The organism is Azohydromonas caseinilytica (genome assembly GCF_012927045.1).
GTDB lineage: Bacteria > Pseudomonadota > Gammaproteobacteria > Burkholderiales > Burkholderiaceae_C > Azohydromonas > Azohydromonas caseinilytica.
In genome coordinates this window covers 31,179-47,269 of the sequence record NZ_JABBFW010000013.1, presented here as the reverse complement: position 1 = coordinate 47,269, position 16,091 = coordinate 31,179, and the positions used below count along the sequence as shown (strand labels likewise).

Annotated in this window: 8 protein-coding genes; all 8 read right to left on the bottom strand. The window is 75.6% G+C overall.

Translation table 11 applies throughout. The annotated features are described in order from the left end of the window. Positions 1-18: 18 nt before the first annotated feature. A complete protein-coding gene (locus tag HHL10_RS17810) occupies positions 19-1,896 on the bottom strand; it encodes an eCIS core domain-containing protein (RefSeq protein ID WP_169161743.1) in 1,878 nt (625 codons plus the stop codon). Positions 1,897-2,010: 114 nt separating this feature from the next. Beyond that, positions 2,011-3,246: an eCIS core domain-containing protein gene (locus HHL10_RS17805; RefSeq protein WP_205833096.1), complete on the bottom strand. Its 1,236-nt coding sequence runs from the start codon at positions 3,244-3,246 to the stop codon at positions 2,011-2,013. A 186-nt stretch (positions 3,247-3,432) separates the two neighbouring features. Beyond that, the gene (locus tag HHL10_RS17800) at positions 3,433-3,738 is read right to left on the bottom strand and encodes a hypothetical protein (RefSeq protein WP_169161741.1); all 306 of its coding nucleotides are present in this window, start codon (positions 3,736-3,738) and stop codon (positions 3,433-3,435) included. 22 nt (positions 3,739-3,760) lie between these two features. Next, a complete protein-coding gene (locus HHL10_RS17795) occupies positions 3,761-4,504 on the bottom strand; it encodes a hypothetical protein (protein ID WP_169161740.1) in 744 nt (247 codons plus the stop codon). A gap of 6 nt (positions 4,505-4,510) precedes the next feature. Next, positions 4,511-8,110, bottom strand: coding sequence for a DUF6519 domain-containing protein (locus tag HHL10_RS17790; RefSeq protein ID WP_169161739.1), 3,600 nt, complete (start codon positions 8,108-8,110; stop codon positions 4,511-4,513). A 69-nt stretch (positions 8,111-8,179) separates the two neighbouring features. Further along, complete coding sequence (locus HHL10_RS17785; protein WP_169161738.1) at positions 8,180-10,672, bottom strand: phage tail protein; 2,493 nt, start codon at positions 10,670-10,672, stop codon at positions 8,180-8,182. Next, positions 10,669-13,518: a baseplate J/gp47 family protein gene (locus HHL10_RS17780; RefSeq protein ID WP_169161737.1), complete on the bottom strand. Its 2,850-nt coding sequence runs from the start codon at positions 13,516-13,518 to the stop codon at positions 10,669-10,671. The genes HHL10_RS17785 and HHL10_RS17780 overlap by 4 nt, the downstream gene beginning before the upstream one ends. Continuing rightward, positions 13,515-16,091: a putative baseplate assembly protein gene (locus tag HHL10_RS17775; RefSeq protein WP_169161736.1), complete on the bottom strand. Its 2,577-nt coding sequence runs from the start codon at positions 16,089-16,091 to the stop codon at positions 13,515-13,517. Before HHL10_RS17775 ends, HHL10_RS17780 begins: the two co-directional genes overlap by 4 nt.

The following is a 16,091-nucleotide window of genomic DNA, read 5'->3' as shown; positions in this document are numbered from 1 at the left end:
AGGGGGTCGGTACCGGCCTCAGCGCCTGCCTGCCAGCCACTGGTCCCAGTCGAAGCTCACCTGGTAGCTCACGCCCCCGTAAAGGCCCACCGGGCTGTCGATCACGGGCAGGCGCACGGTGCCGGGCAGCGAGCCGGTGGCGCCTTCGGGCTCGCCCACGAACTGCGGGCCCACGCCCGCGGACAGCATATGGGTGGCGCCCGGGCGCAGCGCCACGCCGGTGAGGCCCAGCCCGTACACCGAGGAGCCCAGGTCCAGCTCCTGGTATGGGCCCAGCCAGCGGGCCGCCTCGGGCCGCTCGTCCGGAGGCGCAATAACCAGGCGCGTCAAGCCCACCATGCCCGCCTCGGCGCTGAAACCCTGGTCCAGCCCGTAGCGGAAGCGGCCACCCCCCACGCCAACCGGGCTCAGGAGGCTGCCCTCGCCGCTGAGCAGCCCCTCGCGCACGCGGAAACTGGCCTCCAGCCGCCCGGCCCGCAGCCCCGCCAGCGACAGCCGCCCGCGCAGCCCGCCCTCGCCTTCCCCCTGGGCCACGAGGCTGCGCAGGAAGGGGCCGTCGAGCTCGCCCAGACGCAGGCTGGAGGGCAGCGGCGCGCTCAGCCGCCCGTGGCCCGACAGCTCCAGCCCCAGGATCCCGCCCAGGCCCGTGGCGCTCACGCTGCTGGGCAGCAGCCGCAGCGTGAAGCGGCCGGCCTGCTGGTCCAGCTCGCTGCGCAGGCGCAGGTCGCCCAGCACGCTCAGCGACAGCCGCGCGGGTTCGCCCTCGCCCTCCCGCGCGCCCGGGCCGCCCAGGCTCAGCGGCAGCTCCAGCGCACCGCGCAGCCGCGTCAGCTCGGTCAGGCCGATGCGCTGCACGCGCAGCGCCACCAGCTCGCGCAGCTGGACGCGGATGCTGTCCCACAGCACGGCCGGATCGCTGGCGGCGGGCACGGCCACCGGGCCGAAGCTGGCCGTGAGGTCCTCCTCCAGGTTCATGGACAGGCGCGCCACGCCGCTGGGCATGCCCACCCCCACCGGCCCGGCCTGAAACAGGGTGGCGCTGGACGGCGCCGCCACGGCGCTGCCCATGTTCAGCACCAGCGGCACCTCCATGCGCCCGCCGCGCAGCAGCCGCAGGTCGGCCGTCCACCGGCCCGGCGCTTCCTCGTGGAAGTCCACCGCCACGCACAGCCGGTTGCCGGCGGTGGCGCTGCCCGGGGCCACGGGCGTGCCGACACGGCCGGAGATGTCGATGTCCACCAACGCATTGCCCAGCGGCCCGGCCAGCCAGTCGGGTGCGCCGCGGGCCAGCGCCTGCTGCAGCGCGCGGGGCACGTGCACCAGCAGGCTCAGGTCGGCGCCCAGCGTGGCGCTGATCTGGCTGCCGATGGGCACCTGCCCCAGGTCCACCCGCGCCGAGGCGCGCAGCCGCGAATCCCCGGCCGGCACGGAAACGGCCGCCAGCGCTTCGGCGCACTGGCGCGCCAGCCGTCCCCGCGCGCCGGGCTGCAGCGTGTGCGCGACCTCATGGGCCAGCAGCCGGCGTCCCGCCTCGGTGTGCGGCGCCAGCCGCCCGGAGGCAAACGCCATGTGCGGCCCGACGCTGAAGGCCGCCGCGCCCAGCCGTGCGGCCTCGGCCCCCGCTGCGGCTCCGGCATGCAGACGCACGTGGCCCAGGCCGGCGCCGAAGCTGCGTTCCAGCGGCGCACGCCATGCCCCGGGCAGGCCCTGGCCGTCGCCTGCAACCACCGCGGGCGGCAGTGCCGGCAAGGAACGCAGGGCGGCGCCGGCCCGCGCCTCGGCATCGCGTTCGGCGGCATCGCCGGGGCGGGTGAGCGGCAGCCGCGTGCCGGCGCCGGCGCAGCGCGGGCAACCGCCGCCACAGGCGCAAGCGTTCGTGCGGGCCGCGACGGCCACCGCGAGCGCGCCCCCAGGGCCGGCGCTGCGCCGTTGCGGCCGGCCGGCCACCGGGGCGGCATGGGCCCTCGGCTTCCGGACGGCGACGGGCGCGGCCATGGCCATGGGTCGGCCTCAGGCCACGGCCGTGCCGCCGGGCGGGATGGGCCGCGGCGTCTCCCCGGCCGGGCGGGCCGGGGAGACGCTGCCCAGGTTGACGGGCTGGTTGCCGGGAATGCGGTCCCAGCGCTGCGTGGCGTCGCGCAGTTGCGTGGTGCCGCCGCAAGACGCCACGGGCTGGGGATGGAAGCTGACGGCGCCCGCGCCGTCGATGTAGTAGCCCCAGGTGACGCAGCCCAGCGCGACGCGGCTGCCGCCGTTGACGCACAGCAGGCAGCTCTGGAAGTCCTTGCCGGCATTCCGGTCGGTGTCCCAGTCGCCAGGGGCGTCGCGCAGGATGGCCGGGGTGCGGAAGTCACCGCTCTGCGACGTCCAGGAGTGCGAATAGAAGGGGTCGGTTGCCGTGGTCAACCTGTCCACCCGCCAGCCGCGCGATGGGGCCGATGCGTCGCCCCAGCCCGAGCGTTCACGCCGCGTGGCGTTCTCCGGATCGGCCGTCACCGTGGCGCCGCCCGCGGTGCGCGTCACGTTGCGCAGCACCTGCACGACCTCCAGCCGGTTGCAGGACCAACAGCTTGCGTCGGGATGCATGACGATCTTCACGTAGGCGCCGCGCACGGTACGGCCGCTCGCGGCCCCGTAGGGATAGGTGCCGACGTACGCCTTCTCGAAGTCGAAGTGGATGTTGCAGCCCTCCACGCCAAAGCAGTTGCGCGCCTCGAAGCTGCTGCCGTGCACGCCGTTGACGGCGCTCAGCGTGCCGTCGGCGAGGCCCGTGCCCGCGCCGGAGCTGCGCTCGAACTCGGCATCCGTGATCCTTTGCAGGCATTGCACCGCCAAGGGTGAAGGCGTGGGCAGGCCCACTGCGGCGCCGTCCTGCAGGGCGCGCTGCGCCAGCCGCGCCGCCTCCGCCTCGTGCGTGTCGTCCGCGCGGCCCACGGCCAGCCGCTGCACGGCCCGGGCGTGGCGCTGCTGCAGGGTGTGCACCAGCTCGTGCGCCAGCAGCCGCCGCCCGGCCGACGACTGCGGCGCCCAGGCGCCCGCGCCGAGCACGATGTGCTGGCCCACGGTGTAGGCCCGCGCTGCCAGGGCCTGCGCCGACGCGGCCGCCGCGGCGCCGCGGTGCAGGCGCACGCCCGAGAGATCGGCGCCGAGGCGGGACTCGAAGGCCTGCCGCGCCGGTGCGGGCAGCGGCTCACCCGGCCCGCTCAGCACGTCGGCGACCAGGGCCTCGGGCCCGGACGGCCCCACCCCCGCGCAACGCGGGCAGCCACCGCCGCACGGGCAGCCGCCGGATGCTGCCGTCGCCGGCCGCGCCAGGGCCCCGCGCGGGGGCTCACGCCGCTCCGGTTGCCACGCAGCCGCGGCGGCCCGGGCACGCCGGGCCGCCGCGGCCGGGGTCGGGGGAGCGATGGCCTTCATGGACGCCTCCGGGGCTCAAGGGCTCAGCACCTGCGCGCGGAACATCCGTGGCGCGCTGCCGTCGGCATGCCACGCCAGCCCGGCGATGGCCACCCGGGGAGCGCCGGGGTCGTCGGCCAGGCCCCAGTACAGGACCCGCCGCGCGTCGCCCGGCAGCACGAGGAAGGACTGCGGAGCCCGCGGATCGGGCGCAAAGTCGGCCAGGCGCAAGGCGCCGGCATGGTCGGGGTGCGCGCTGTCGATCCACGGCGCCTCGCCCACGCGCGCCAGCGCCTGCGCCGGCGTGTCGCCCGCCACGGCGGCGGCGTGCAGGCGTTCCAAGAGCTCGGCCCCGTCCACCGGCTCATTCCTTCGCCGGCCCACGCGGCTTGCGGGGTGGCGTCGCGGGCGGCTGGGCCGGCGGCCGCGGCCGTGCCGGGGTGTCCGCCGCCGGCCGCAAGCGCAGCTTGCCCAGCGCCGCCGGGTCCAGCTTGACGTCCACGACCCTGACGCCGCCGGCCAGCGCCACCGGTTCCAGCTTGGGCGTGACCTTGTCCTCGCCGTGGCTGAGCACGAGGCTCAGCCGCGCCTCGGCCCCCAGCCGGGCCACCACCTCCGCCGGCACCACCAGCGCGTAGTAGCCGGTAGCGTCCACCGTGGCAGGAGCGATGTCCGGCACGGGGCGGCCCCGGGCGTCGGCCAGCGTCACCGTCAGCGGCCCCGCAGCACGGTCGAGCTCGTCGGTGACGCGCCCATGCAGCAGCGCCTCGCCCCGCTGCACGCGCGGAGGCCGGATGGCGGCGCGCGCGCTCAGTTGCCTCAGGGCCTGCACGTGGCGCAGCGTCAGCGTCGCGGCCCGGTCCAGCGCCGCCGCGCGCAGGTCGCCGGGCGCCAGGGCCACCAGGCGCTGCTGCTCTTCCCGCAGCAGCAGTTGCGCCGCCTGCAGCAGCTCGCGCGCCTGCGCCAGCGCCTCCTCGCCATCGGCCTTCAGTGCGGCGCTGATTTCCTGCAGGTCCTGCCCGAAGCTGTCCGGGCCGCGGTTGAGCAGCTCGGCACGCACGGCGGAAAGGCCCAGCCGGCCCGGCTTGACGATGGTGTAGGTTGCCATGGCGGCTCAGCTCCGGTTCGGGTTGAAGATCGCCTGGGCCAGCTTGCCGAACTCGGCGCAGCGGTCGTTGGGGATGAGCACCTGGTTGCCGAAGTCCACCAGCGCCGGGCCCGCGGCGCTGGCGTCCACGGCCACGATGCAGTGGTCGCCCTGGTTGAAGCTGGTGTTGTTGGCGCTGGTGCCCACGCTCAGCAGCGACAGGCTGGTTTCGGCCGCGGTCTCGCGCCAGCGGTTGCCCAGCACGCGCACGCTGGGCGCCAGGGCCAGCGTGTTGGCCAGCAGGTTGCCGGACTGCGCGCCGTGGCACTGGTTGCCCGCCACGCCCAGGTCGTCCTGGCTGAACAGCAGCTGCACCAGCGGCGCCGCATGCGCGGGGCCGGCACGCACCTGGTTGTCGTTGAACAGCAGCGGCGCCGGCAGGGGCAGCTGCAGCGCGGCCAGCGCCCCGATCTGCCCGGCGTTCTGCACCCCGGCCAGGTTGGCGAGCATGACGACGCCGGCCATGGCCTCGATGCCGCCCACGGCGGCAATGTCGCTGGCGAGCACGTTGCCGTGCACCAGCACCGGGCCGAAGGCGCGCACCCGCAGCGCGTTGCCCACCGGCTGCTCCACGTGGTTGTCCAGCACCCGCGCCGCGCTGGCCGCGGCGCCGGTCTCCTCGCCCTTGCGCAGCTGGGCGAACAGGCCGAAGGCCGCCGCCAGGCCCAGCACCACGCCGCCGCGCTCGCCCTCGCGCACCGGGTCGTTGGGCGTGCGCGGCGCCGCGCCGTTGTCCAGCACGATGTTGCGGGCCACCTCCAGCGCCTCGCCGTACTGCACGAAGACGCCGCACACCGGGTCGGCGCCGCTGCGCCCATGGCCCTCGATGCGGTTGCCGCAGATCTGCGCGTCGTCCACCAGGCCCAGCGAGATGCCGCCCAGTCCGCGCGTGAGCGCCGCCGCGCGCAGTGCCACGTCGAAGGGGTTGCGCAGGTTGTTGAGCAGCCGGTTGTCCAGGATGCGCAGCCCGACCACCGGCGTGCCCAGCAGGCGGCGGGCGCGCTGCAGCGGCTCCTCGGCATCGACCGCGGGCAGCAGCGGCACGCCGATGCCGCACAGCCCCATGGCGCTGACGCGGTTGCGCTCGATGGCGATGTCGTACAGGAAGCCCGTTTCGGGTGCGGGCCGGGCCTGGCGCGCGCGCATCAGGAGGGTGAGCTCGATGAGGCCCTCCTGGGGCCGCTTCTCCCGCATCTGCGCCAGCTCGTGGCCCGCCATGGTGGCGCTCACCTCGTACACGCCCCGCCCCAGCCCGAACCTGAACCGGGCATCGGGCGCTTCGGCGTCCTCGGTACGCGCGGCCCCGGTGTCGCGTTGCCTGAAGGTGACTTGCGCGCCCACCAGCGGCCGGCCCTCCAGGTCCAGCACCTGGCCGACGATGACCGCGTCGCCGCGCTCGATCTCGAAGGTCGGCACCGGCGGCGGTGCCGGGGGCTGCACGGGCAGCGGCACCGCCCCCAGCGTGATGCCATGGCCGGCGCCGCCCGTGATCTCGTTGTCCCGTACGCGCACGCGCTCGCTGCCGCCGCGCACCTGGATGCCGCCCTGCGCCAGCCAGGGCTTGAGCAGCGCCAGCAGCAGCGCGAGAGGGAACTGCAGCGTCCAGACCTTCGCCACGTAGGCGCTGAAAATCAGCGGCCGCTTGTAGACCAGGCCCAGCCGCACGCAGGGGTCCACCGGGTCGATCGGGTCCTGCGGATCGTCCGGGTCCACCGGCGGCGTGCGCTCGGCCGGCACCAGGGCCACGCTGTTGGCCTCGACCAGGAGGTCGGTGCCGGCCACGTCGATGGCCGCACGCCCTTCGGCGCGGTCGAACATGCGGATGCGGTTGTGCGCGATGCGCAACTCCGCCGCATTGCGCGCGAACACCGCGTGGGTGCAGGCCAGGATGCGGTGCTGCGCCACCACGATGTCGCTGCAGCGCCCGGGCTCGCTGCCCTCGATCCACAGCGCCGTGCCGCCCAGCGTGACGAAGTCGATGTGCAGGATCTCGATGCGGCTGGAATCGATGACACTGACGATGGGCTGGTCGGGCGTGCGCTCGCGCGGCAGCACGCGCGTGCGCGCGCCGCAGCCGCGCAGCGTGACGCCGGTGCGGTTGCGGATCACGGCGTTGGTGGCATGCAGCCCCGGCAGCAGGCAGATCTCGCCGCCGGCGGCGGGCAGGTGCGCCAGCGCCAGCTCGATGCTGTCGAAGTCGCCGAAGCTGCTGCGGCCGTCGCCCACGACGAAGCTGCAGCAGATCTTCTGCTGGCTCAGCGGGCGGAAGAGGCTGCGGCAGTCGTGGATGTCGCCCTCCTTCCAGCTGGCCACATGGCCGGTGCCCGCGGCCTTCCAGGTGATCTCGGCCAGCGCCACGCGGCGGTAGGCCGGGCCCTGGGGCGGCGCGTCCAGCGGCCACAGCGGCGGGTCGAACGCGGCGCCGCTGGCGCGCACGGGCACGCACCAGTAATCGCCGGGGCGGTAGTTGCGGTTGTCGGCCAGCGGCGCATCGAACTGCAGCTGCAGCCCGTCCACGAAGTCCACCGGCGCGCCGGTGGCGAAGTGAGCGATGGACGACACCCCGTTCCACAGCCTGAAGAACGCGGTGCCGTCGGCCGGCGCCGGCCACACGCCGTCCGTGTCGGCCAGGACCAGCACGCCGGGCATGGACAGGCTGGCGTCGGCGGTGAAGTCCACCACCCAGCGGCCGAGCCCGGCATCGAAGCGCAGTGCCTCCAGGTAGAAGCTCGCCAGGCCGCAGGTGTTGATGGGCTGGTCGTTGTCGGTGACGAGCAGCGTGCCCTTTTGCGGATCAAGCGTGTCGGGCGTGAAGCGGCCGCGCCCCACCAGCCCGCCGTTGAACTGCGACCACTTGAAGCGTGCCTGGCCGTTGGCGGGCTCGGCCACCTCGAAGCGGTAGAGGTAGTGCTCCAACCCGGTGTAGCCGCCGCCGGCTTCGAGCGGGCAGTCGCCGGTGATGACGAGCGCCGGCGACGGCGTCACGCTCAGGTGGCCCCTGGCGGCCGGGTCATCGACCAGTGCCGCCACGGCCGGGCAGTCCTGGTTGGGGTCCAGGCGCAGCAGCCGCAGCGTGAAGCACGCCTTCACCCGCGCGGTGGTGTCCACGCCGCCCAGGGCGGGCTCGATCAGGTGCGCCGGGTCCTGGAAGCCGCTGATGGCGTCCTCCCACACCTCCAGCAGCACGGCGTCGCGCACGCCCGGAGCGATGCTGCCGGGATCGACCGCCGACGCCAGCGGCGGGGCGAGGTAGGTGGCGTCCAGGGTGGCGGCGGCGTCCAGGCTCACGCCCAGGCCGGCCGCCCAGGCCCGGCCGGCCTGCAGCGTCAGGTGCACGCCGGCGGCGTCGGCCAGCGCCTCGATCACGCGGAAGGCCGAGGCCGAGGCGGTGGGCACCGCCAGCGCGCCCCGCCCGAAGGCGTCGCCCGCCACGCGCTCGCGCCAGTGCGCCTCGATCTCCTGCGCATCGTTCCAGTCCCGGTCCAGCAGCACCCGGCCCTGCTGGTGGCGCACGCCGGTGTAGTTGCTCGCCGGATCGAAGCCCAGGAAGGAGAAATCACCTTTCATGCCGCTCTCCTCGACGACCCGCGCCCGGGTGCGCGCGTCGCCTCCCCGTGGTGCGCCGGCCGCCCATGCTCAAGTCACCGGAATCAACAGCACCCGCACCCCCACCGGCGCGAACTCGCGCAGCCGGATGGAGATGTTCTTCCAGCGGTGGGTGTTGCGCAGGAAGCCGAAGGCGCCCATCTCGTCCGCGTCCGGGCCTTCCTCGCGGATGCGCCTGTCGCTGTCCAGCGCGAGCTGGGCGTAGCCGGGCTGGCCGAAGCGCTCGTCGCTGAAGCGCAGCCGCGCGCCCTGGCTGCCGAAGACGCAGGCGAAGTGCTGCGGCAGCCGGTCGCCCGCGCCGCGAAACCAGCTGTGCCTGATGCAGCTCCCCGGCCTGGCGAACAGCGCCAGCACGTCCTCTTCCCCACGCCGGCCGCGCTGCGCGAACAGCGGGCCGCTGTGGCTGTCCTGGTTGTCGTGCACCTCCAGCCGGTGCACGAACACCGCGCCCTCGCCGCGCGCGCGCTCGGTGCGCACGCGCCCGAAGACCGTCAGCCCGTCGAAGGCCACCGGGGCGCCCCACTGCGTTTCGGCATCACCCGTGGCCGCGCCCAGGGCCAGCGCCGGCGCGGTCTCCTGCACGCCCGCGCCGCCGTCCACGATGCTGTTCTCCAGCCCCACCAGGTAGGCGCGGTCGATGGCCAGCCGCCCGGCGATGCAGTGCCGCAGCACGATCTCCGGCGTCTGCCCGAAGGCCTCCTGCTCCGTGTCCTCCAGTCCGCGGTCGGCCGTGAGCCGCAACGCCGGGTGCAGCGGGGCGCGCCCGCCCGCGGCGCTGCCGTCCAGCAGCAGCGCGCCGCCGGGGTCCAGCGTGCACTCCTCGATCTGCAGCCGGTTGAGCACGGCCTGCTCGATGAGCGCCGCACCCGCCGCGAATCCCGGCGCTCGCGTCAGGTACAAGCCCTGCAGCCGCACGTTGAACTGGCTGAAGGCGGACTGGGGCACGCCCGTGATCACCGTCGGGCGCCAGCGCAGCGGCTGCACCAGGCGCAGCACCGGACGCTGTCCGCCCGCGGCGCGCAGCGTCAGCGTCCAGGGCCGGCCGCCGCCGTCCCCCGGCGGTGGCGGCAGGCCCAGCGCCGGCGCACCGGCGGGGTCGAGCACGCCGGCCACGGCCGCGAGGTCCAGCGTGTGGGTGTCGCTGTTGACGATCTCCACCACCAGCGGCCCCGTGCGGTCGGGCAGGTTCGCCAGCGCATCGGCCAGCGTCACGGTCGAGCCGTCCACCTGCACCAGCGTGGCGCCCGCGGGCAGGGGCTCGAAGGCACGCGGCAGCGGCTGTGCGCCCACGCCACCGCCGCGCTGCCTGGTGCCCGTGAAGCCGGTGGTCGCGGAGACCCGCAGCCCCTGCGCCAGGGGCTCGGCGAAGTCGGCCGGGGTGGAGCCGCCGACCCCGAAGACCACGCGCCCGTGCACCGGATCGACCACCACCTCGAAGGGCCGCAGCGGCGGCCGCAGGCCCAGCTCCCACGCGCACAGGTTGGCCCCGCGCCGAAGCGGCCACTCCACGCCGGCGAAGGGCACTTCGGGCAGGTGCAGCACCAGACCCGGGGCGTCGTCGGCCGGCTGGGGCGGCTGCGTGCCGGCGTAGGTTTCGACGCGCACGTGGGCCTCGGGCTGCGCCGCCGGCGCGCCGGTGGTGAGCCGCGCCGCGGGCATGGGCCCCGGCACGGCGCCGGGACGCGCCAGGTCGGGCGGATCGTCGTCGGCGTGGAAGCGATGGGTGTCGAACAGCCGCATCGGCTCGGCCATCGGGTGCAGCTCGAAGCGCACGGCGAAGTCGGCGATGTCCGCACTGCCCGGCGCGGCGGCCACGGGCTCGATCTGGTTCCAGGGCGCGCGCGGCGGCGCGGGCCGCGACCCCGGCGTCTGGTAGTCCGCCAGCCGCCACAGGAACACGCCCAGGTGCGGCAGGCTCGGTGCGTTGCGGCCCACCGGCGGCTCCGTCATCCGCAGGGGCGGCTTGAGGTCCACCGTGTGGGCGAAGCGGTCGAAGGGCCCACCGAGGAAGGACAGCCACGCCGGGGAGCGCAGCGCCGCCGTGCCGCCGCGCACCGGCGTGCGCAGGTCGTCATGCGGCCGCGTGCGCCAGGGCGGCGCGCCGCCAGCGTCGGGCCGCAGGTGGTTCAGCGGCATGTTCCAGGCCAGGCGCTCGCGCAGCTCCACCGCGTGCACCGCCCACTGCGACAGCGCGTACACCTGCGACTCCACCGCGCCCAGCGTGCCCTTGCGGCGGCGGTGGCGCACCGTGCGCGCCACGTCGGCACGCAGCGTCCGCGGATCGCCGCTCAGGTGCGAGCTGCCCACCAGGTCCGCCAGGTACGGCACGACCCAGTCCTCGCAGGTCTCGATGAAGAGGTCGTCGTACTGCGCCCCCACGCGCGCGGCCAGCGCCTGCAGCACGGCATCGATGGCATCGACCAGCGCGCGCAACTGGTTCGGCGGCACCTGCGCGAGGTCGCGCTCGCGGTAGAGCTCGGGCAGCCGCTCGTAGAGGGTGGGCCGGGTGGCGATGAGGCTCATGGCGCACTCCCGTCGTCCTCGAAGCGCAGCGCCAGGTCGGCCCGCGCCAGCGAGAGCATCTGTTGCGCGGACACCTGCAGCGTGCGGCGGCTCGGCGGCGTGGCCGCCGGCGACGCCCCCAGGGGCCGCCGCAGCGCCAGCCCGGCGCCGGCCCCGGCCGGCGCGAGCTCCATGCGCTCCAGCCGCACCCAGCGCACGCCCGGCACGTTCTGCGCGGCGGCGATCACCTGCGAGCCGTGCAGCGGGTCGCCGAAGTTGCGGCGGCGCCAGTGCAGCAGGCCGTGCTCGCCCAGATCCACGTCGTCGGCGGGCTCGTCGTCTTCCACGCCCAGCGCGGCCTGCAGGGCCTCGCTCACGTCCTCGGGACGGCGCGCCGGATCGATGGCCAGCACCAGCGACAGCCGCACCGCGCGGCGCTGGCCGACGAGGACCTGCAGCGGCCAGCGCGCGGGCCCGCGCGCGGCCAGGGCGCGGCGCAGCGCCAGGTCGATGGCGGCGGCCTCGGCCGGGTCCTGGGAGGCCACCAGCACCGTCAGCGCCACCCGCGGCGCGCCATCGGGCAGGCTCCAGGCCGCGCGGGCCTTGAGCACGCCGGGCAGCGCCAACGCCTCGGCCTCCAGATCGGCCAGGCTGACGATGCGCCCCAGGCTCTGCATCGCCCCCGGCGCGGCCTCGCGCGCCCGCGCCGCGCTCTCGGGCGGGGCGCCGCCGGTGGCGGGCTCCAGCATCCACACGGCCTCGAAGCCGGCCACGCGCCGGGCGGCGCCGGGCGGCTCGACGGCCAGGCCATGCGCGCCGTGGCCGGTGCGCCAGCGCGCCACCACGTTGCCCAGCCCCGAGGGCAGCCGCGCACCGGTGCGGCCGTCGCCGAACTGCACGAAGGAGCGGCCCTCGGCGTCCTCGCGCACGACGTACACGGCCTCGCGCGGGCCGCGCCCGAAGAAGCTGTCCACCCGTTGCCAGCGCACCCCCGCCACCCACACCTGCAGCTCGGGCTGCTGCGGCGGCACCAGCGCGGTGTCGAGCAGGTAGGTCAGCGGGGCCTTGGGCAGCGCGAAGGTCTGGAAGGCCGCGCGCGCGTCGCCGTGGCCCAGCACCGCCTCGGCCTCCGTGCGGCCCTCGGTGGCGGGCACCAGGTTGCCGTACACGTCCACGCCCGGCGCCTCGTGGTCGAACAGGGCCAGCGCCACCTCGCGGTCCAGCGCGAGGCGGAAGAAGCGCTCGCCCGCGGCGGCGCCCGAGAGATCGACCGCCTGCACGCCGGCCACCAGCGGCCCCTCGGGCAGCGCCAGCAGCAGCGCGCGCCGCGCCAGCGCCGCCGCGTCCTCGCGCCGGCCGAAAAAGTCCAGCTCACGCCCGCGCGGCGTCGGCACCGGCTGTGCCGGCGCGCGCAGGGTGAGCGCCTGGCCCGCCACCGCGTGCACCGTGATGCCGCGCACGTCGGCCCAGGACAGCCGGCCCTCGGGCTCGTCCAGCGCCAGATCGTCGTCGAACTCCAGCACGGTGCTGGCGCCGGCCATGCCGCCCCAGGCCAGCGACTGGCGATCCACCTGCGCCACGGCGCGTTCCAGCACCCGCTTGCGTGCCGGCGCGCCCTCTTGCGCCGTGGACAGGTTGAGCTCCACCAGCACCGTGCCGCCGGCGATGAACTCCGCCGCCTCGCCGTCCAGGGGCAGCTGCTCGCGACGCAGCGCCGGCACGGCGGGCCCGCCCTGCGTGCGGTCGAGCCGGCGCGCGAAGCTCACTTCCGCCTCGGACACGCGGCCCAGCGCATCCACCACCACCTGCCGGGCGGGCGCGTTGTGGCCGAAGTGCCGCGCCGTGGCCGCCAGCTTGAAGGCCCGCAGCGAGGGCGAGGAGCCGATCAGCGCCACGCCCAGCCCCGCGCCCAGCACCCGCTCGAAGAAGCCCGTCGCGAAGCCGTCCAGGCCGAAGACCGGCTGCAGCGCGCTGCTGCCCAGGACGGTGCCGGCAGCGGCACCGGACAGGGTGCCGGAGAGGGCGCTGAAGCCGGTACCGGCGGCGGCCGCGGAAAACGCATGGACGGCGGTGCTGGAGACGGCACGGCCGATCGCGGCGGTGCCGGCGCGGGACACCTCGCTGAAAACGCCGCCGGACACGCGCAGGCCCGCGCCCCGCAGCGAGGCCAGCGGCGCGCGCGTCTTCACATGCCGCACGCCGAAGGCGCTCCAGACCTCGTCCACCACCAGGACCTGCGTGTGCAGCAGCACGCCCGCCTCGCCCGTGCCCACCAGCAGCCGGTCGCCCTTGGCCAGCTCCATTGCGCCCTCGACCTGGAACGTGTCCATGCCGTTGACGATGGACGGCACCTGGCGCGGCCGGTAGAGGTGGAACTTCGACAGCGCCGGCACCGCGTCGAAATCCGCGCCGGTCTCGAACACCGCCGGCTTGTCGGCGCCGGGCAGCTTGGCCGTGATGCCGAAGCCGGCCGGGATGCGCACCGGCCGCTCGCCCCGCACCGCCAGCGCGAAGCGCGCGCGCCCGCCCAGCCCCGGCGCCAGCCGGTAGCCCAGCACCCGCACCAGCTCGGCCACCGACTCGCGCCAGCGCGCCGTGCGCAGGTAGGCCTCGTTGGCATAGGCCTCCTGGTACAGCGCCAGGATGTCGCCCACCACCGCCGCCGCCTCCACCAGCGCGATGCCCGGGTCGTCGGCGCCGCGGTGCGTCCAGGCCGCCAGCTCGGGCGCGGCGTCAAGGAGCGCCCGCATGTGCGCGCACATCGCGTCGTAATCGCCGATGCGGTAGGCGATGCGCTCCAGCCCGGGCCGGTTGTGGATGCGGCGCGGAAACTCCGGCGCGCCGGGGCAGTCGTGCTCGCAGCTCATCGCCGTCCTCCGCGAATGTCGAGCGCGATGCGCCCGCGCTCCAGCCGGTCGGGGTCGTTGGCCACCACCAGGATTTCGAACGGCCCGATGGGCAGCACCTCGTCGAGCTGTTCGGGCAGTTCGTCCGGCGCCAGCTCCACCGTCACCAGCCCGCCGCCCACGCCGGGGTTGAAGCGCCGCATCGACACGCGCAGCACCCGCTCGACGCCCGGTACCGCCAGCGCGCGGCCGATGAGCCGGCTGGCATGCAGCGGCTGGCCGAAGCTCCAGGCGTCGGGATGGAAGAAGCCCGCGCGGCCGTCGGGCGTGTGGCCGTCGCTGAACTCGGCCTCCAGCGCGAAGCGCAGGTCCTCGACCCAGTAGCCCGGGTGCGCGCACAGCGCCAGCCGGATGTCCAGCGGCACGTAGGCCGGGGCGCGGATCTCCACGTCGTCGCCGATGAGCCGCAGCGCGTCCAGCGCGGCCGCCAGCCGCGCCACCAGGTCCGCGCCGGGCTCGCCGCCGCCCACCGGGTCCACCACCACCTGCACCGCGCGCCACGAGCCGCACCAGGCATGGCGCGCCCGCGCCTGCGCCACGCCCTCGATGCGCCGGGCCGCGGCGGCGTAGTCGTCCAGGGTCACGGCGCGGCGCTGGCGCAGCCTGAACGCCTCGGGGGCGCGGCGCACGATGGACTCGCGCGGCTCCGGCTCGCGCCCGTTGCGCACGTCGAAGGGGTTCCACACCCGCTGCACCGGCACGCTGGCCGACACCAGCGTGTCGCAACCCACGTTGCCCGCCTCGCCCTGGCCGCTCTGGTAGCGGCACACGAGCTTGGCCCCGGGCGGCAGCGGCGCGCCGTTGACGCCGTCGCCGAAGCGGATGCGCGCGTCCTGGGCCTCGTCGCACTCCACGACGAAATGCTCCCCGCTGCCGTCGCTCTCGATGAGGTCGATGTGCTCGCTCCAGGGCTGCGCGTAGCCCGAAACCTCGACCACCAGCGTCGAGCGCGGCGGCTCCTCGCCGCCGGGCGGCGTGTCATGCCAGGCCAGGGGTTCGATGCTCGGGTCGCGCGGCAACCAGGCCTCGGCGCCGGCGTCCACCCAACCCGCGCCGAGCGGGCGCCGCAGCGCGCTCCAGTGCGCGCCATGGCGTGCCACCAGCCCGGTGTCGCCCCCGTCGCCCTCGAGCGCCTGGCCTTCGGGCACGAAGGTCGTGACGCGCGGGCGCCCGTGCGCCACGTCCATCAGGTTGGCGCAGAACACCGTGGCGTCGCGCACCAGCGTGTCGTCGCAGTCCAGCACGAAGCAGTAGCGCTCGCGCAGCGCGTCCTCCGCACGCCAGCGCACGCGGCAGAACCAGCGTCCCCTCACCGGGTCCTCCATGGCCGTGGCCCGCTCCTCGCCGGGCAGCAGCGTGAGCGGCTGGCGCTGCTGCGTGCGCCGGCCGTTCGCCGTGCCGGTCTCGGGATTGAGCCGCTCCTCGATCAGCAGCCGCTCCACGGCGGCGTCCACGTCCTCGGGGGCGCCGGTCTGGGCCGCGGTGGCGTTGCGCAGCAGGTCCTGCAGCAGCCGGGCCTGGGCCTCGGAGGTGTCGCCGTCGATGCACAGGTCGGCGCTGGTGGCGCCGCGCTCCAGCGCGCTCACCGTGTCGTCCCAGGTGTAGAGCGTGAGGCGGTTGAGCCCGGGAAAGACGAGGCGGCGCCAGCGCCCCGGGCCGCGCAGCGTGGCGAAGACCACCGCCCCGGGCGCGTTCCAGTCCTTGCCGCTCCACACCGCGAAGCAGTCGTCGGCCGGGTTGGGCGGCAACTCCGTCGGCGCCGCCACCTCCAGCGCCAGCAGCGTGGTGGCCTGGTTGCCCTGGTGCACGTGGTAGTCCACCAGCCGCGCATGCCGCGCCAGCGACACCCGCTTGCGCGCCGTGCCCAGCGCGCGCTCGGCCAGCACGCGGTCGTGCGCGTCGGCCAGCTCGTCGCCGCGCGCGGCGATGAGGTCGATGAGCACCTGGTCCAGGTCGGCCTCGCTGGTGGGGGCCCAGCCGCGCACGCGCTGCGCCATGGCGGCCATGAGCACATGGCGGAAGCTGTCGTAGTCGCGCGCCAGGTAGTCGATGGCCGGGGCCGTGTCCTCGGCCGGCGCCGGTGAGGCCTCGGGCGCGCAATTGACGTTGAAGCAGCCCGGGCGGAACTTGAAGGCCAGCCGGTTGAACAGCGGGTCCATGACCGCCGCCAGCGGGTCGGCGGCCGTGCCCGGCGGCCACTGACGCGTGGACAGGGTGTAGATCGAGTAGTCGCCCACCGGCTCCAGCTTCAGCCGCAGCGCCGTCAGGCTGCCGCCGGGATCGGGCAGCACCTGCGTCACCGCCACCGCGGCGCGGCCGCGGCGCACCCCGCCCTGCACCTCGAAGATCTCCCTGGGCGGCAGCGGCGACAGCTGGTGGTCGGTGAAGAACTCCACGTCCAGCCAGGCGAAGCGCGGCGGGTCGGCGGGGTCGAGCGTGAGGTAGGCCAGGCGCAGCCCGTTGGCCAGCTTCCCGTCCAGGGCCCGTGCCCGCGCGATCAGCCGCTCGGGATGCAGCACCGCGTCGGCCGCCAT